The organism is Paenacidovorax caeni (genome assembly GCF_001298675.1).
Classification (GTDB): Bacteria; Pseudomonadota; Gammaproteobacteria; order Burkholderiales; family Burkholderiaceae_C; genus Paenacidovorax; species Paenacidovorax caeni.
Map to the genome: position 1 here is coordinate 1 of NZ_CYIG01000061.1, position 15,563 is coordinate 15,563.

22 protein-coding genes are annotated in these 15,563 nt (G+C 57.8%); 18 read left to right on the forward strand and 4 right to left on the reverse strand.

Annotated features, from left to right (window positions below):
• Nucleotides 1-155: 155 nt before the first annotated feature.
• Nucleotides 156-380, forward strand: coding sequence for a helix-turn-helix domain-containing protein (locus BN2503_RS17165; RefSeq protein ID WP_054257835.1), 225 nt, complete (start codon nt 156-158; stop codon nt 378-380).
• An 83-nt stretch (nt 381-463) separates the two neighbouring features.
• Here the strand turns inward: BN2503_RS17165 and BN2503_RS20240 are convergent, their stop codons facing one another.
• Together BN2503_RS20240 and BN2503_RS17175 are read right to left on the reverse strand one after the other, a co-directional pair.
• Nucleotides 464-1,102, reverse strand: a complete 639-nt coding sequence (locus BN2503_RS20240) for a hypothetical protein (protein ID WP_139235541.1) — start codon at nt 1,100-1,102, stop codon at nt 464-466.
• Nucleotides 1,099-2,082 (reverse strand): ParM/StbA family protein, encoded by a 984-nt coding sequence (locus tag BN2503_RS17175; RefSeq protein ID WP_074930433.1) that lies wholly within the window; start codon nt 2,080-2,082, stop codon nt 1,099-1,101. Before BN2503_RS17175 ends, BN2503_RS20240 begins: the two co-directional genes overlap by 4 nt.
• Nucleotides 2,083-2,758: 676 nt before the next feature.
• Between BN2503_RS17175 and mobI the strand changes: the two genes are divergently transcribed.
• Nucleotides 2,759-3,226, forward strand: a complete 468-nt coding sequence (gene mobI / locus BN2503_RS17180; protein ID WP_054257837.1) for a conjugative transfer protein MobI(A/C) — start codon at nt 2,759-2,761, stop codon at nt 3,224-3,226.
• A gap of 1,532 nt (nt 3,227-4,758) precedes the next feature.
• On the opposite strand, the gene BN2503_RS17185 is transcribed toward mobI, so the two are convergent.
• Entirely contained in the window at nt 4,759-5,490 is a 732-nt protein-coding gene (locus tag BN2503_RS17185) for a helix-turn-helix domain-containing protein (protein WP_054257838.1), read from the reverse strand.
• Nucleotides 5,491-6,257: 767 nt separating this feature from the next.
• Here BN2503_RS17185 and BN2503_RS17190 point away from each other — a divergent pair.
• The 16 genes from BN2503_RS17190 to BN2503_RS17265 all read left to right on the forward strand — a co-directional run bounded on the left by BN2503_RS17190 (nt 6,258) and on the right by BN2503_RS17265 (nt 15,318).
• Nucleotides 6,258-6,740, forward strand: coding sequence for a hypothetical protein (locus BN2503_RS17190; RefSeq protein WP_054257839.1), 483 nt, complete (start codon nt 6,258-6,260; stop codon nt 6,738-6,740).
• Nucleotides 6,741-7,092: 352 nt separating this feature from the next.
• Nucleotides 7,093-7,566 (forward strand): hypothetical protein, encoded by a 474-nt coding sequence (locus tag BN2503_RS17195; RefSeq protein ID WP_054257840.1) that lies wholly within the window; start codon nt 7,093-7,095, stop codon nt 7,564-7,566.
• An 89-nt stretch (nt 7,567-7,655) separates the two neighbouring features.
• Nucleotides 7,656-7,973, forward strand: a complete 318-nt coding sequence (locus tag BN2503_RS17200) for a hypothetical protein (protein WP_199445274.1) — start codon at nt 7,656-7,658, stop codon at nt 7,971-7,973.
• Nucleotides 7,974-8,334: 361 nt separating this feature from the next.
• Entirely contained in the window at nt 8,335-8,613 is a 279-nt protein-coding gene (locus BN2503_RS17205; RefSeq protein ID WP_054257841.1) for a hypothetical protein, read from the forward strand.
• Nucleotides 8,610-9,023, forward strand: coding sequence for a hypothetical protein (locus tag BN2503_RS17210; protein WP_054257842.1), 414 nt, complete (start codon nt 8,610-8,612; stop codon nt 9,021-9,023). Before BN2503_RS17205 ends, BN2503_RS17210 begins: the two co-directional genes overlap by 4 nt.
• Before the next feature lie 120 nt (nt 9,024-9,143).
• Entirely contained in the window at nt 9,144-9,605 is a 462-nt protein-coding gene (locus BN2503_RS17215) for a hypothetical protein (RefSeq protein WP_054257843.1), read from the forward strand.
• A gap of 78 nt (nt 9,606-9,683) precedes the next feature.
• Nucleotides 9,684-9,920: a hypothetical protein gene (locus BN2503_RS20245; RefSeq protein ID WP_139235540.1), complete on the forward strand. Its 237-nt coding sequence runs from the start codon at nt 9,684-9,686 to the stop codon at nt 9,918-9,920.
• A gap of 338 nt (nt 9,921-10,258) precedes the next feature.
• Complete coding sequence (locus BN2503_RS19680; RefSeq protein WP_233495117.1) at nt 10,259-10,660, forward strand: type II toxin-antitoxin system RelE/ParE family toxin; 402 nt, start codon at nt 10,259-10,261, stop codon at nt 10,658-10,660.
• A complete protein-coding gene (locus BN2503_RS17235; protein ID WP_054257847.1) occupies nt 10,657-10,977 on the forward strand; it encodes a helix-turn-helix domain-containing protein in 321 nt (106 codons plus the stop codon). The genes BN2503_RS19680 and BN2503_RS17235 overlap by 4 nt, the downstream gene beginning before the upstream one ends.
• 104 nt (nt 10,978-11,081) lie before the next feature.
• Nucleotides 11,082-11,555 carry a hypothetical protein gene (locus BN2503_RS17240; protein WP_139235539.1) on the forward strand — a complete coding sequence of 158 codons (474 nt, stop codon included), beginning with the start codon at nt 11,082-11,084 and terminating at the stop codon, nt 11,553-11,555.
• A gap of 21 nt (nt 11,556-11,576) precedes the next feature.
• A complete protein-coding gene (locus BN2503_RS20255) occupies nt 11,577-11,729 on the forward strand; it encodes a rubredoxin (RefSeq protein ID WP_139235538.1) in 153 nt (50 codons plus the stop codon).
• Between the two features lie 291 nt (nt 11,730-12,020).
• Entirely contained in the window at nt 12,021-12,452 is a 432-nt protein-coding gene (locus BN2503_RS17245) for a hypothetical protein (RefSeq protein ID WP_054257849.1), read from the forward strand.
• 122 nt (nt 12,453-12,574) lie between these two features.
• A complete protein-coding gene (locus BN2503_RS17250) occupies nt 12,575-13,591 on the forward strand; it encodes a hypothetical protein (protein ID WP_054257850.1) in 1,017 nt (338 codons plus the stop codon).
• 604 nt (nt 13,592-14,195) lie between these two features.
• Nucleotides 14,196-14,666, forward strand: a complete 471-nt coding sequence (locus BN2503_RS17255; protein ID WP_139235537.1) for a hypothetical protein — start codon at nt 14,196-14,198, stop codon at nt 14,664-14,666.
• Complete coding sequence (locus BN2503_RS17260) at nt 14,663-15,019, forward strand: type II toxin-antitoxin system RelE/ParE family toxin (protein ID WP_054257852.1); 357 nt, start codon at nt 14,663-14,665, stop codon at nt 15,017-15,019. Before BN2503_RS17255 ends, BN2503_RS17260 begins: the two co-directional genes overlap by 4 nt.
• Nucleotides 15,016-15,318 carry a helix-turn-helix domain-containing transcriptional regulator gene (locus BN2503_RS17265; protein WP_054257853.1) on the forward strand — a complete coding sequence of 101 codons (303 nt, stop codon included), beginning with the start codon at nt 15,016-15,018 and terminating at the stop codon, nt 15,316-15,318. The genes BN2503_RS17260 and BN2503_RS17265 overlap by 4 nt, the downstream gene beginning before the upstream one ends.
• Nucleotides 15,319-15,330: 12 nt before the next feature.
• Here BN2503_RS17265 and BN2503_RS17270 read toward each other — a convergent pair.
• A partial coding sequence (locus BN2503_RS17270; RefSeq protein ID WP_148639773.1) for a transposase occupies nt 15,331-15,563 on the reverse strand: 233 nt, incomplete at its 5' end.

The following is a 15,563-nucleotide window of genomic DNA, read 5'->3' on the forward strand; positions in this document are numbered from 1 at the left end:
CATAAAAAGCGACAAGCCTGGAGAGATGCATTCAATGCTGCCGACAATTCCAAGAAATAATAATCTCCTCTATGCAACACTGCATAGAACTGATTGAAAATATCTTGTATTCAGAAAACATTGCTGCTATTATCAAAACAAATAGGAGTTAACCAATGCTGGATCTGATCAATACGGAAGAAGTTGCACACCGCCTTGGCATCCCACCCAGTTACGTCGCTCAAATGGAAGAGGATGGATTGATCGAAAGTAAGAAGCTGGCTGGCGAAAAGTTCTACGACCCATTCCAGATCTCTCGCCTGCCGGGGTACCAATTGGACACCCCGAGCCTCAACCAGTCTCAATACCTCCTTGCGCTTTGCGAAGAGAGCACCTACTGAAGCAACAGCCGCACACAAGAAAGCCCGCCGAAGCGGGCTTTTTTTATTTAGCAACCAGCGATGGCGGCTGAGACGCTGCAGATTCAAATGCCAAGTGATTTAGCAAAGCTGGAGACCCTTGAGTTCTTCTTGGGTCGGATGGGTTCGGCATTCGGTTTAAGCTCCTCCTGCTCAGGAATCGGCGTGTCAGACTTTTGCGCCATCGCCTCAGGAACCTCGGCGGAAGACTGCTCAGGTAGCACAGAGGGCTTTTGATGCACTGCTTCGACCTGGCTTGTAGCCTGGATTATTGGTTGCGCAATAGTCTCTTTGGCTGTTGGCACTACCGGCGCGACCTGTACTACCGGCTCGGAAGTTAATGCGGGCGCACCCGATTTGGCCTCCGCAGCCATCGCGACAGCATGCAGACCCAGTGTCGCCAATGCCCGCAATCGTTCTGCCCGCAAACGCACCGGGGTGCGCTCCATTTCTGCATGCAGATCCGGGTACGCCTCATTCAGAACAACGGGGAAACGCAAGTAATTAAGCGCTCCCTCATCTTTACCGGGAAGTTCGACATGGCCAGCCGCTACGGAAGCCTGCAAACGACCCGATTGAATGAGCAAACCCATCGATGCAAGAGAACGCAGGCGTTCCGAATGGGCATTGGCTGGCAGCTGGCTCAAATGTGTCTGCAATGGCAGGAATGCCCCATTGAGCGCAACCAGAACCTTGATACTCATGCGGCACCAAGCTCCCAATAACCCCGTGCGATCGAGAGCACAGGATTTTGAGGCGAGATCACCTTGAGCTTGGGAAATGCGGTTTGTACTGCGCCACGGAAGAAATCAGCGCCGCCACCCACAAGCACCACGATGTCAGGAGACATCTTCTCCACACGCAAAGAGGTGAGAATCGAAGTTGCCGTGTTGGCGGAAAGAAGATCGCTGGCACGCTTCAGGTATGGCTCGATGTCAACGCGCTGGCCCATTACCAGCAGCGACTTTTTGCCTGCACGGATTGCCTTTTCGAATGTCTCCACGGTCGGCTTGGAACCATATTCTTCGGCGATCAAAATGCCCGCCTGTTCCAGAAGAACCGAAGAAGCCTGGTGGCTGGTGCCGCTGGATCCGCGTTGCAGTTGGCCGTTGCTGATCAGCACCCAATCCAGGCTGAAGAAACCAGGGTCAACGACCAGGATGCGTGCGTCCTCGTCGATCAGTGGATTTTCTTCATCGTCTTGGCTGATCATGTCGAAAAGGCCGCCAGTGGGTTGAGCAACAACCTTCACTTTCGAAATTTCGACAGTTCGCTTGGGTGTGATCTTGTGTTTGCCGATGAACTGCTTTTCCAGCTCTGCACGGCGTACTTCATCCTTGTATTGGTCAACGGGCAAACCCGTAACCAAAACATCCACCTCGGTCATGCCAGAAAGGAGCAAACCTGCGTGGAAAAGCGCTGTATAGGATGGCGTGCGAGCGTACTCAGAATGAAGCGAGCGCTCCCACATTTCCGCACGGTCAGAAGAAACACCGGCAATGAAAGGCTCATCGCCAACCAGAACATGCAGGAAATCGTCCTGCTCTTTACCGTCGAAGCGGCTGCCAAAACGATCCGCAGGAGCTGCACCTGCGGGACGAATGGCAGTCTGCATGCCTTTTTCAGAGTTGCCGTAAGCCAGCTTCAGATTCGAGTAGCCGATGTCCAATCCAACGATGTTCATTGCAATCCCTTGCTTAATTAGGAATTGCAATTCTACAGCAATTATTTGCCAATGAGCCTCCGGCACTGCACTTCTAGTGTTCTGCCAGTGTACCTCCAGTCGCTGTGAAGGATGGCCGCGATGTGTCATTTGTGTGCTCCTAGTCGCCTTCCAGTCGCTTGAATTCCTTGGCTCACAGCACCTTGTGTAGCGCCAGCACAGCTTGATGACCGCCTCACCAGACATCAATCGCGGTCCAGTACGCGAATCCCACATGTACCCTATTAGGGTGCAGATGTCCTTTTTATGCATTTCACCCTGCTCGGCACATGGAAAACCATGCACCCTATTAGGGTACATCTGCCCCCCCACATGTACCCTAATAGGGTGCATGGGTTTTCGACGCGTTGACAACGCCTACCATATCGCCTTGATGCAATGCAACCCCCCACTTGTACCCTAGTAGGGTACAGTTGCCTTGTTCGGATTTTGGTTAGAGCTATTATTGGAAAAGTCATGCACCCTATTAGGGTACATCTGCCACCCCACCTGTACCCTAGTAGGGTACAGCCCTTTTTCGCTAGGCGCAGAGCGGTTCGTTCGGAGAGCGAGAGAGTGAAGAGCCCTGAAATTCCACTGGGTACATGTGGGGGGCAGATGTACCCTCAGTAACTTGGTACATCTGCCGGGGGTAAAAATGGATCGTTTTGAACAAAGCATCGCAGCCATTGAGGCCGCCATCAATGAGCTGCACGATGAGGCCATGACGGCTGCAGACGCCTACTGGGATGGTGTCACCGCTCACGAGAAGCGGGGCACAGGCCTGGATAGCAGAAGCAGCTTGGAGCTTTCCTGCTCTAAGCGCGGCAACAACCTGTTGATTCAGTGGAAAGGAGTTAAGTGGTATGGGCCAACAAACAAGCGTACGAGAATTCGTGTTGCAATTGCTCGTGACAAAGAAGCTCTCACGTACCCAGATAAATCCTTAAAGCAATACGCTAAAGATTGGGAATGGGAAATGGTCAAGGAAACCGAACTGATCATGCAATCGATCCGACGTCAAAACCACCATCTAGTAAGAGCCATCATGTCTATCAGAAACGCCAAGCAAGTTAGGCGTGCCGCCGATGGAAAACTAGAGAAGCTCCAGGCGCAGGCTTCCTAGTTCTATTCCTGCGCAGGGGCCCGCCACTTTTGGCCCCTGCCCCCAAGCCCTCCGGCCTCGGTTTATTTCTCCAAGGTCTTGTGCGCCTCCCCTTCAACCGCCCGCCGTCCTAATTTCACTCAGCGCCCTAAAAGCCGAAGGCCCATGGTTCTGTTATCAATGGACGCAGGTCAGCACTCCCCCTTGTTCTCCCTCACGGCCAAGTTCATCGCGGCGTAAGTGCACCTCGGGCGTCGTGTTTTCTGCCTTACCCTCGTGGCTTTTGTCTCCCTGGGCTTCTCTCTCGGGGCTCCACGGCTTTCGGCGTTGCAATTCTGCGGATCTCGCGTTGATCCCGAGTTTTATGGCGTTATAGCGTCACGCGTGAAGATGCATTGCGCCTGAAGTCTTGTGTCCATGGCATTTGCAGGTCTTCGTGGTGCAGGGTTCCTGCTTTTTTGGTCTTCATGGCCCATTGACTTTGGGCTTCTCGGCCTCTTGAATCTTTGCTGCCTGCGGAATTTCGAATTTACTCCGCGCATTTTTCTCCTCGCCACGCCAATTGGCTGACCGTTGGCGTACGAAATGCGCATTGCGCTCGTGTTTTCTCTACCTCGGGGGTGTGGCCCCTTTCCCCCCTGGCTGTTTACCGGCTGTTTTGCCTGTGGCTTTTGGCGGCCCGACCTCTCCCGGCCTTGATTCGATGGCCCCTGGACGTTCGCCGCCCGGATTGGATGCGCCCAACATCATCAATCCCGGCTTTGCCTTTCGACCTCGTGGAAAGTCAGGCTGCGCGCCAGTGCGAACAAATTCACTATCCCGCCCGATTGCGTTTCACTGCCCTCCTCCGTGGATGGCTACACCCCTGCGGGCACCGCGCTCCTTTTTTTCCCCACCTGGGAGGTCAAAAGCCCGCTATGCCCATGGCCTTTGAACCAGAAACCGCCTTCCTTCCTTAAGTGCGAAGCACTCAAATTTAAAAAAGGCCATGGCGGCAACCATTCCACACAAAGGGTAGAGGTCATGTAATACCATTTATTGCTTTCTCGAAATACGTACCGAAACACGCACTCAAATGGCTCGGTGAATCCTGGCTTGCGAAACCCGTTTTGATTTCAAGCCCCACCGCTCCCTGGCGAAGCGTTTCGATAAACCCCGTGGATGGCGCGAACCCCGAAGGCCTTCTTGCCTGAATCCCCTGATTCGCCTCTGCCCTATTCCCCCGTAGGCCGCTTCCCGGCTTTGAATCAGCGAAATTGGGGTTTTGGAGTTTTGGGCTGCTTGTTGCCGCTGTGATTGCCTTGGGGGCTGGGGCTGGGACTGGGGTGTGTTCGCACAGCTTGCTGCTTGTGGCTTGTGGCTTTCGCCTTGTTCCCCGTGTAGCGCTGTGAGCGCCGGGGCGGCGCTGTGGGGGGTGTTGGCGCCCGGGGAGCGCCGGGGCTGTGCTTGTGCCTGCTGCCTTGGCCCCCTGCCCTTGGGTTGCCAAGCCCCCTGCGAGCTGCGCATAGCCCGCAGGAGCGATTTTTCATCCCCGGTTGCCCCCGGGGGGTGGGTCAGTAGCGTTCTGGCTGCTCTGGGCCGCCTGGGAGGCCTCCAGCCCCCCGGATGACCCCGCGCTGGGACTCGGGGGCTGTCCTGGCGCCGAGAGGGGCCTCGGAAAGCTCGTAGACGTGCCGTAGGACGCTCTGTGCCACCTCCGGCCCAAAATCCTCCAAAAGGCCGCGCTCCAGGCCTTCTCGCCCCTCCTGGCCGGTGTGCACCAGCACCACGTCCCGCAGGCGAAGGCGGGCCAGCAGCGAAGCGGCATCCACCAGGGCGGGTGCCTGGCTTGCGCCCCCCTTGCGCGAACGCATCCCGATCAGCTGCACCAGCAACCCTGCGCAATCGGCATCCGACATGGCCCCGGAGCGCACAGTGGCCCAAAACGCATCGACCACAGCCGCGTGAATCGGCGCCTCAGGCCTTCCGTTCGGTTTTTGCTGTTTTGTGGGCTCCTCGACCGCTGGCAGGCACTCTCCGGGCGCTGGCGCCATCCCCGGGAAATCCATGCACCCCGCAGGTAACCCCAGCTCGGTCTCGATGCGCGAACAAAACGCCCGCCCCAGCGCGCGGTGCCCCGTGGTGTACTGGCCAATGGCACTCGCAGACACCCCGATGCGCCGCGCGAACTCAGCCTGCGTCATCTGGTGCTTATCAAGCAGCGCTATCAAATTGACAAGCCGAATCTTGCGCAGCTCGTTCTGTCGCTGCTGTTCGAAACGTGGGGTAGAGTGTGTGTTTTGCATAGCAATGATTGTATGAGCTGATTGATTGCTTGCCAAGCTACGCCATCGTCTCACGGCGCACAAGCCCTCGCAACAACCAAGCTCGCAGAGCCGCAAGCATCAAGCAGACTTGCAAACACATCATCCGGCAGTCTATTTAGCTGGGCTTAATTTGCTGCTTGCATTACACCCACGGCATTCCCTCACCCATGAGCTGCTGCCAACCCGGCAATAGCCTGCGGGGGCAGGAATAACGCGAAAAACCAACGCGCCACCCCCTTCGTCGAAGCCTACACCCATGACTCACTCCATCTCTGCCAAAAATGAACCAAGCCTGCTAAATACCAGTAACCCTGAACGCCCTCTCCTGCTCGCTTAACCCTACCTGTCTGAAAATCATGCAAAGCGCCTCCCAAAATTCAACTCATTGACATCAAGAGGGAACTCCAGCGACCCATTGCGGTAAAAAGGAGGAGATGCGTGAAATGCAAAGCCGCACCCGCCGCCCGCCATCGAGGTAACCCTACATGCCAGAAACCCCAACCCAGCACGCCAGCGCACGGCTATTGGCCATCGTGAGCGTCGATCCATCGCGCAGAGTGATTTGCCAAGAACCCGGCTGTGGCCATGGCGTATATGCAGCCATTCACGTCGTGCAAGACAAGGAAAACCTCCTCGTACTCGGCTCAACCTGTTTTGCCAAGCGCTATGGCGGCGCATCGGCATTGGGAATGCCTGCCTACAGTGCGGGATCAGGCGGGGGCTCCCATCTCACTGAAGAAGAAAGAATGGCCCTGGTCACCAATACCGCCGAACTGATCGCGCAATTCAAAGCCCGCCACGAAGCCGTCATGGCTGCCGCAAATGCCAAGCTGCTCGCCCTTCGCCAGCGCATGCAGCAGCAGGCCCAGGCCACAAAAGCCCTCTTCAGCCGAGCCCCCACCAGGCCAGCCATCCAGCCCCCGGCAGACCACCCCTGGCCATGGCAACACCCCAACAACACCTCCGTCGCCGTCGTGCGCGGCCCCGACAGCCAGTGCTGGGTGCGCGTCATGCACCGCAGCGGCACCCAAATGCTCGCCCCCTGGCCCGCCTTCGACGGCTGGGACGAAACCTTCCCGCCCAGCATCGGCCAGCCCGACCAGCAACTCCAGGCCTACGCCGTACCCAACATCGTCGCCGCCCTGCAATGGCTGCGCCAGCGCGGCTACGAAGCCCCTCAAGTCAGCCGCTGGCCCGAAGTGCGAAAACTCCTCCCAGACCCCGTTTGACCCCTGGCACAAACGCCGCCAACATCGCTACAATGTCCTGACCAATGCCCTCAAGCTCCGCTTGTTGCGCTATCCCAGCTGAGGATCCAAAGCAGCCTTAAACCAACCGTCTACACGGTTCTATTTCCACCCACGCGGGATCAACCCGCTGGGCACTTGGTCTCCATACACCCGGAGCCACCCAGGAATTCAAGCGAACGCAGCCCGCTGCGCCAGCTCTGACCCTTTTCCCCACCCGTGCATTGCTACGCCCAAAGGCTGCGCATTGGCACACGCTTTTTCATTTTTCAACCCTCGCGGGCACAAGTCCCGCATGGGGCTTGGTCTCGCTTTTTTCCCTTAGGAGCAAACCATGTCCCATGTTTTCACCCGTGTTTTCTACACCCCCGCAACTGCAACCAACGCCAATCCGCGATCAATCGACTTCGTGATGGAGCGCGAGGACGGCACCCTCATCGGCGCCTACTCGCACAAAACCGCTGAGCAAATGGCCAATGACTACGGCGGGCAAATCCTCATCATGGACTGCGCCGAATTCAGCGCCATGCAGGACCAAAGCTACATCACCGAGCCCGAACCCATTGACGACAAAACCTACGACAGCGCACTCAACTGCCTCCCGCCCATGCAGTGGGGGAAGTGGAGCGGCGTCGAAAGCTTCCGTCTGAGTGAGTTCTACAGCGGCAAGATCACCACGATCTTCGCCCGCACAGGAGACGGCCGCTGCTGGCGTTTCCGCGACAACGGCTTCATTGCAGGTGAACTGATCGCCCAAAAGGTGATCGCCGCCGCGCGAAAGCTCGACGAGGAATGCACCCAGGCCTGACCCCCGTCAGACCCACTGCATCGCTTCAACCACCCACGCGGGGCACATGCCCTGCAAGGGGGTGGCCTCGCGACTTTTTCAAGGCCCACATGACAACCTTCAAGCACAAGCCCCACTTCGTGGATGGTGCCAAGCACCACCTGACCCCTGACGCGCAAGAAACGCCCCCAGTGCCCTGCGACTTCAAGCTCGGAGACAAAGTGACTTTCACCAACGACAACGGCATCGCCTTCCATGGCCATGTCGTCACGGGCTTCTCGCCCACCGTCGAAGGAGGTGGCCGCTTCGTCTACCTGGACAAGGACAGCTGGTGGTTTCCGGTTCGCCCGGAAAACCTCACCAAGCAACCGAAGGACGGCAGCAGCCAACCTGCAAGCCCCCTGGTGCCCGCTCACCCGGCGCGCTGAGCCTGTTGACCATCCAAGCGAAGCAAGACTGCTCCGCACGCCTAATCAAACCTGAGCCTCCATCTTCGGATGGGGCTTTCCCAAGCGCCCAAGGGACGTTTTGGAAAGTCTTCTGCTCTGGCGCGTAATGCACCAGACATTGAAGCGGTAGCTAGGCCGCGCCCTTGGGCGAACACAGCAAAAAGCGCTCGAAAGAGCAAACTCAACCCGATCGGGCTTCATGCCCTCGGGTCTGGGGCTCGGCCACAAATTGGACTACCCAATGCCCGAACCCAACATACACCCGACATCCTGTCGATCCAAGATTGGCGACCCGTCACCGATTGGTATATATTCAATATATACAAACAAGGGTGCCCAAATGACCGCCGTGAAAGACAGTCTCCTGCTCAAGTTCCGTACTCGGGACACATCGTCTGGTGTGACGCGGGGAACCGTCAAAGCACTGGCGAAAGAACTCGACGTGACCGAGACACAGGTCGTGCACCTGGCTTTGTCGAAGTTTGCAGCGGGTGTACTGCCCGCCTACGAGCCCGATGACGGCCCGTTGACCAGCAGCCAAGTCGCAGCACTTCGCAAGGACGCGGCCCAGCATCTGCCCAAAGGCAAGATCTTGAGCAGCGAGGCTCTGTTCACATGAGCAACGCCTGGAAACTCCCCGCACCCGGCGATATCGTTTGGTGCCTGTTTCCAGAGATTCCGGACATTCAACCAGGGCCCAAGCCCCGGCCTGCGCTCGTCATGCGCATTGAACGTCGAACCGATGGTGATGTGGTCGGTGTGGTCTATGCCACATCCAAGCACCTTGGCCGACTCGAAACGGGCGAAATCGCAATCACCAAGTCCAAGCACCCAGCAGCCTACGAACTTGCTGGCCTGTCCTACGACACGAAGTTTGACTTCAAGGTGATTGTTGATCTGCCCTGGACGGACCGGTACTTCAAGGTTCCACCGCATAGCCCCCATGGAAACACGCCCAAACTCGGGACACTGCATCCGACCATGATGAGAGCCTTCGCGCTCGCATACCAGTCGGCAGCGTCCCGGTAACAGCGACCTCACGCCCTGAAACCTCCCCGGAGGTTCTGGGGCATTTTTACCCCCCCTGACGGGCATCTGTTGCCCTCTGGGGCCGGTGCTCGTCTCTTTTTTCACAAAGGAGAAGCACTGATGTCCATCAACCCCCAACAAGCCCGCGCCCTGCAGGCACTGCGCAAGGCAATGGCCCTGGCCACCGAAAGCGGTCTCTTCGAAGTCATGACAGGCCTCTCTGGGCCCGACGTGGTACCTGAGTTCACCGCCGCTGTGGCCAAGAGCGAGGCATTCGTCCTGAAATCCATCCGGATTGAGGGCTTCAATGTCCGCATTGTGGCCAAGGGCGAGCGCTTCGGCCTCAATGACGGCCTGGTGCACGACAAGGACGATCCGCTGGTCGAATTCTTCGATGCCGCGCAGGACCATACGGTCTTCGGGCCGCTAGGCCAGTTCGTCAGCCGTTACTACCGCAGCACCCTGCTGGAAAGCAAGAACCACGATGGCCTCTTGCTCGACACCGGAGCGCCGCACTGGCACATCGGAGCTGAAGGTATGCGCGCCGTGAAGGAATTCATCGGCACCGTGGTCACTCACTGATAGACCGCAACACCCCACCCTGGCGGGCGCCTGTAGCCCTCCGGGGCCGGTGTCCGTCTTTCACAAGAGGATATGACAATGAACAGTTCCAAAGTCAAGGCATCCAAGGATCTCTGCCCAAATTGCAGTAAACCTCTCAACGAGCACACCAGCACCGATTGCATCCTGGCATTTCTGATCGGGCTGGTTGAAGAACGTGGTCAGCACACTCCAAGTCAGCTGCGCCAACTCACGTTGAAATGTGACACTGACCAACTTTGGTCCGAAGTCATCCCGCTGGTTGATCGCCTCGCAGAAGGCGAATTCAGCAGCTAACCCATCCTTCATCAACCCCCGGGGTCACCTATCCCCGTGGGGGTGTGGTGACTCCTCATTCAGGAGCTACCTATGAAAACAACCACCTTCACCTGGGGCTGGGAATCCCACCCACGGCAAACCGACCCGAAGCAGACACGCCAGCACATGGCCCGTTTGATGCGCTCGTGGCGGCGTGCGAAGAGCAACCTCGGGCGGCCAATCAACAAGGTCACCCTGTTGGAGCGCACCAGCACCTGCCGGGTGTACCAAGTCATCAATACCCCCTCGGGCGAGAAGGCAACGTTTTCCATCCGAACGATGCAGGCCTGTACGCAAAGCTCGGCAAATATGCCAAAATAGGCATACAAAGCGTGATTCAACCCCCGCGTAAACCCATAAAGTGGGTCGGGTCGTCAAAGCGTGATCTCGACGCGATGCCTGAGGATGTGAAAGACATCTTCGGGCACGCACTAGATCTTGCGCAAGCAGGCCTCAAGCACGTTGACGCAAAGCCGCTAAAAGGTTTTGGGTCAGCCGGAATTCTGGAAGTGGTAGAGAACGATGAGGGCGGCACCTTTCGCGCTGTTTACACAGTGCGCCTGCGCGGCTGGGTCTACGTTCTGCACTGTTTCCAGAAGAAATCCACCAAGGGCATCGAAACCCCGAAAGCAGACATCGATTTGATCAAAAGCAGATTGAAAGACGCTATCGAACACCATGCTGCCTTGCGACATCCAACAAAAGGAGCCCCCAAATGACTGAAGCCATTCATACCGGCAGCGACAACGTGTATGCCGATCTAGGGTACACAGATGCTGCGGAGATGCAGCGCAAGTCCCTGTTGGCCCATGAAATCGCAAAGAGCATCAAGGCACGCAAGATGACTCAGGAGGCCGCAGCGCAGATGCTCGGCATCGACCAGGCCAAGATCTCCAAAATCACCCGTGGCCAGTTTCGCGGCGTCAGTGAGGCAAAGATGCTTGAACTGATTGCGAAGCTCGGACATGACGTGACGATTCGCGTTGGCAAAACCAAGCGAAAAGACCAAGGCAAGATTGCCCTGCAGTTCGCCTGATCTCAGCAACCAACCGGCTTCGGCTGGAGTATTTCCTTAACCCCCTGGCGGGCACCTGTTGCCCTCTGGGGCCGGTGCTCGTCTCTTTCTTGGAGACCTTCACCATGACCAACATCCACACCATCTCCTCCTCCGTGACCGCCTTTCTGGATCTGCTCTCCCAAGCCGATGCAGTAATGGCAGACTCCAGCCCCCTCCTCATCTCCTGGGACGTAACAGAGCCAACCGGCAGCCCCAGTAACGAGCTGGTGCGCTTCAGCTGGGAAGATGGCGGCCTCGACTATGCCCTCGTCCTCACCGAAGAAGGCATCGCCGCAGGCCGCTGGCAAGGCGACAAGTACCTTTGCCTGGACTGCGAAGGCGATGAAGTGGAAATCTCGCTCAACAAGCTGACTCCACTGAAACCGACCATGTGCAAGCAATGCGGCAGCCACCTCGATGGTGACTACTGCAGCGACGAAACCTGCGTTTTCTCCGATTGGCCCCAATCGGTCGAACGCGAGGATTTGTCTGTGTTTGCCACCGATGAGATCGAAGAAAAGTACGGCGTCCAAAAGCGTACCGCCACTGCGCTCTGACTTACCGCAGAAGGCCCGCCAATGACCGCACCTATCTTCACGAACCTCTACAACCACGAAAACTGCCCAGAACAACCGGGCGTCGAGTGGGAAGATCGCTGGAGCTGCATGTGCAACGACACATGCCCTGCATGCGGCGCAGAAGTAGAGCCCTACGACAGCATTGAGCACTGACCTGCATAGATCAGCGCGCTCAACCTCAAGCCATCCCAGTGCACCCAATCGGGTCGCCTGGGGGGCTTTCCCAAGCTCCTGACCCCGGGGGCTTCGGAAAGCGCAAATTCACCCCATCCGCATAAAGTGGTTGGTTGATGCGGCAGCTGCCCGCGCCTTTGGCAAATCGCAGCACACCCCTTCGCGCTCCCTCAAGAGCCGAAATCACACCCCATGCGGCACAGCCGCACCACCCTGACGGGACATGATCCCTATGGGTCACGTTCCGTCTTTTTTTCAAAGGAAACGGAAATGACCCAGCAAACCCAAGCAGCAGCGAAGACCAAATCCATCAGCGTGATCATCGACGCCCATTGCCACAATGAGTACGCGGATGGCCCTGGCCACGCCACCTTCCTGCTCACCCAGGAACTGCTGAACACGATGCAGCATCTGCACGCACTTTGCCAAGAGCACCAGCTCAGCGAAGTGCGGATCCTGCGCGACATCGATTGGCACAACAAGGAAGCCTTGCGCATCCAAGAAGAAGAGCTGGTGGTCACCCCCGGGGGTGCCATCTGGTTCACAGCCTACGCGCGCGAAGTGGACAGCAACGTCGAGACTGAAATGACCGCAATCTCCGCCCTTGCGGAAATCTTCGGTGAAACAGCAGATGGCGACACCTACTCCCTCGCGACCGACGAAGACGACAACGACGAGAGTGATGAGCCCGAGGACGATTGAGTAGCTGCACCCAGCAGCCTCCATCGCCAAAAGCCCACGTCACACAACCCTCAAACCAACCCACCGGGGTAGCCAATCCCCGTGGGGGGATGGTGCCTCGGTTTTCCACAGGAGAACCCACCATGGGAGTCACAGTCAGCACCGCCAAACTCGCCGCCGCCTACCAGGCGAACAACGGCCAAACCGTCTACGTCCTCTTTGAGCAGACGTTCGACAAAAACGACTACCCCCACATACCGACATGGTGCTGCATCCACATTGGAGGCCTGCAAAGTACCCTTCATCGGATCTTCAAAGCAGCCGGTGTCTGTGTCGGGGGCCTGCTCGACGTACGCGGTGGCCGAAACCAGCCCCAGCAGTACATCGCGGACTGGCTCAAGGAATTGGCCAGCCCCGTGCACATGCCCGACCAGCCCGTCACCCTGAAGGTAGATGGCAGCCTGTATGCCACCATCCCTCAGGACAAAGCGAGCAAAGCGGGCGAGGCAATCACGCGCTGCGGCAAAAGCGACATCGCGCAGACACTTGCCTCTGGCGGTGCCTACGAGACCACGCTGTACAGCGAGCCGCAGCTCTTGGAAGCCCTCTACGGACAGTTCCTCATCGGACCCTGGCGCCTCATCCGCGCCACACCTCTGTTCAATGAGCGCTGCCCCGACCTGGGATACCGCCCTGAACCTGTCACCGGCTTCATGCCGCGCCTGCCTGCAGTCCTCAAACTCGACCAGTACAACCGTCTGGTCCAGGGGCAGGACGGCATGTGGCGCTGCGAAGGCTGGGAATACTCGGTCATCGGCGACTACGTGGAAAGCCTCTGGGAGGTGGAGCTGAAAGAGCCGGGTGTCTACGCCCAGCGCATCAGCGCTTTCACAGAGCACGTCAAAGCCGCCGCCGCGATTCCGCCAGGAACGCATGCGGTGGTCGATCGCACCGTGCCCCTGAGCGAAGACTGGCAAATCCTCAGCCGCGACCAAGTGCTGCGCAGCCTGGGGCTGGATGTCTTGAGCAGCAGCCGCTGCTTCAAGATCCCCGTCACCTTCAATCATGAGCACATCAACACCTTGATGCGGCTGTCTAAGAAGTGCCTCACATGGCACCTTGGCCAGCCCCCGCAACAGCAACTCGAAATGGTTGCCTAGCGGCCCACCGGCTCGACACCCCTGCGGTGGCGAGCCCCTGTCCTTCAGCCCCCACCGGGGCTGGAGGGCTTTTCAAAGCCACGGCGGCATGCCCGGGGCTTTGCAAAGCGAATTCATCCTTGCCGCGTACTGCGACAGGTCGATACGGCAGCTGGCCGTGCCTTCCAGGCGAACAGCAACCCACGTCGGCGAAAGTCGATTTTTTCAACCCCGAGATAGCGATGTGTTGCTCCTTCTCCCCGGTCTTCTGGGGGAGGGTGCTATTCTTCGCTGGAGCCATCCTTAGCAAAGGATCATGAAATGCACATCGCATTTTTCATCTTGGGAAGTTCGATTTGCGCGGGCTTTGTGTACCTGGCGACCCGCGAAACCGCGCCTTCCAAGAAGACGGACGCTGAAGCACAGCCCCGCGCTACCTGACAGAGCAAGCCCTACAGCACGCTCCCAACCGCCTGCGAATCGACTTCGGTCGATCGCGGGCTTTTTTTGCAACCCTGACGGGCATCTGTTGCCCGATGGGGCCGGTGCTCGTCTTCTTCCCTGGAGAGCACCATGAAAACCAATGCAGCACATACCCCTTGCATCCGCACCCTCCCTCACCGGGATGGATGCCGTCATCCAACTCAAGGCCGCCCTCGCGGCTGCAGGCCTCCCGCGCACGTCCACCTTCAATGGTGGCGAGCTAATGGGTTGGACTCGCAACTACGGAAGTACCGGGTTCAGCATCCGACTCGAAGGCGAGCGCATCGTCTGGCACCTTGTTATTTCCGGCCGCCCCCATCTCAACTACACGCAGGAGATGATGGGTCGAGGTGAACATGCCTTCGAGGGCTACTACCCCACGAACCCTGAGAAGCTGGCGCCGCGCATCGCGCAGGTGTTCGCTTCCCTGGGTATGAAGGCACTGACCGTCCAAGCCAACTGCTGGAGCACCGCTTGGGATGATGACGTTGGCTACGAAGTGGAAACCGAACGGCCTCTATGGCTGAACGATCGAAACGACGTGAGCGCGCGTGATGCTAAGAAAGGCGACAAACCACATGAAGGTAACGAATATGTTACCATCCGACCGTGAGGATTCGGCTTGAAGAGTACGTCCGAGAGGATGGAGACATCCCCTACAGGACGTGGTTCGAAGCGCTGGATGCTCAAGCCGCAACCAAAGTCACAGTTGCCAAGGCGCGACTAGAGCTTGGAAACACCTCAAGGATTGAGTGGTTTCGCGGTATCGGTGAGTACAAGATCGACTGGGGTCCGGGGTATCGGATCTACCTGGCAAAAGACGGCGAGCAGCTGATCATTCTTTACGGTGGCAGCACCAAGAAAGAACAGCAAAAAGCCATTGACCAGGCGGTCCTGCTGCACGCCGAGTACAAGGCAAGAAAGAAGGCGTCAATCGCCGCAACCAAGAAGGGACACAAGGCATGAACCTGACCCGCGATTACAAGCAAACGGTAACCGAACGCGTTGGGCGCGACCCTGCTTTTGCAAAGGCCCTGCTGGATGAAGCCGCAACGCTTTTTCTGGACGGGGAGCCCGATACGGCACGCCTCGTACTCCGAGACCTTGTGAATGCAACTGTTGGCTTTGAGGCGCTCGCCGAGATGACCCACAAGCCCAGCAAGAGCCTGCATCGCATGTTGTCTCAACGCGGCAACCCGAGCATGGACAACCTGTCCGAGATCTTCGGCGCCATCAAGAAGGGGCGTGTCCGAATTTTTGTGTAAACGGTTCGGACTTCAATTGACGGAGATGCGGTCTCCGAACTGAATGGTAAATCGGGTCAGCGCGGCCTTCCAATCTCGGATGGGCATGGTCCACTTCTGGCTGATGTTGCGCAGGGCCAGGTAGAACAGCTTGGTCAGCGCCTCGTCGCTGGGGAACGAGCCCCGGTTCTTGGTCAGCTTCCTCAGGCTCATGTTCACCGACTCGATGGCATTGGTGGTGTAGATGACCTTGCGGATTTCCGGCG

Coding starts and splice junctions, on each gene's coding strand:
- BN2503_RS17165 (WP_054257835.1), top strand. CDS start 156: ATGCTGGATCTGATCAATACGGAAGAAGTTGCACACCGCCTTGGCATC.
- BN2503_RS20240 (WP_139235541.1), bottom strand. CDS start 1,102: ATGAGTATCAAGGTTCTGGTTGCGCTCAATGGGGCATTCCTGCCATTG.
- BN2503_RS17175 (WP_074930433.1), bottom strand. CDS start 2,082: ATGAACATCGTTGGATTGGACATCGGCTACTCGAATCTGAAGCTGGCT.
- mobI (WP_054257837.1), top strand. CDS start 2,759: ATGGATCGTTTTGAACAAAGCATCGCAGCCATTGAGGCCGCCATCAAT.
- BN2503_RS17185 (WP_054257838.1), bottom strand. CDS start 5,490: ATGCAAAACACACACTCTACCCCACGTTTCGAACAGCAGCGACAGAAC.
- BN2503_RS17190 (WP_054257839.1), top strand. CDS start 6,258: ATGGCCCTGGTCACCAATACCGCCGAACTGATCGCGCAATTCAAAGCC.
- BN2503_RS17195 (WP_054257840.1), top strand. CDS start 7,093: ATGTCCCATGTTTTCACCCGTGTTTTCTACACCCCCGCAACTGCAACC.
- BN2503_RS17200 (WP_199445274.1), top strand. CDS start 7,656: ATGACAACCTTCAAGCACAAGCCCCACTTCGTGGATGGTGCCAAGCAC.
- BN2503_RS17205 (WP_054257841.1), top strand. CDS start 8,335: ATGACCGCCGTGAAAGACAGTCTCCTGCTCAAGTTCCGTACTCGGGAC.
- BN2503_RS17210 (WP_054257842.1), top strand. CDS start 8,610: ATGAGCAACGCCTGGAAACTCCCCGCACCCGGCGATATCGTTTGGTGC.
- BN2503_RS17215 (WP_054257843.1), top strand. CDS start 9,144: ATGTCCATCAACCCCCAACAAGCCCGCGCCCTGCAGGCACTGCGCAAG.
- BN2503_RS20245 (WP_139235540.1), top strand. CDS start 9,684: ATGAACAGTTCCAAAGTCAAGGCATCCAAGGATCTCTGCCCAAATTGC.
- BN2503_RS17235 (WP_054257847.1), top strand. CDS start 10,657: ATGACTGAAGCCATTCATACCGGCAGCGACAACGTGTATGCCGATCTA.
- BN2503_RS17240 (WP_139235539.1), top strand. CDS start 11,082: ATGACCAACATCCACACCATCTCCTCCTCCGTGACCGCCTTTCTGGAT.
- BN2503_RS20255 (WP_139235538.1), top strand. CDS start 11,577: ATGACCGCACCTATCTTCACGAACCTCTACAACCACGAAAACTGCCCA.
- BN2503_RS17245 (WP_054257849.1), top strand. CDS start 12,021: ATGACCCAGCAAACCCAAGCAGCAGCGAAGACCAAATCCATCAGCGTG.
- BN2503_RS17250 (WP_054257850.1), top strand. CDS start 12,575: ATGGGAGTCACAGTCAGCACCGCCAAACTCGCCGCCGCCTACCAGGCG.
- BN2503_RS17255 (WP_139235537.1), top strand. CDS start 14,196: ATGGATGCCGTCATCCAACTCAAGGCCGCCCTCGCGGCTGCAGGCCTC.
- BN2503_RS17265 (WP_054257853.1), top strand. CDS start 15,016: ATGAACCTGACCCGCGATTACAAGCAAACGGTAACCGAACGCGTTGGG.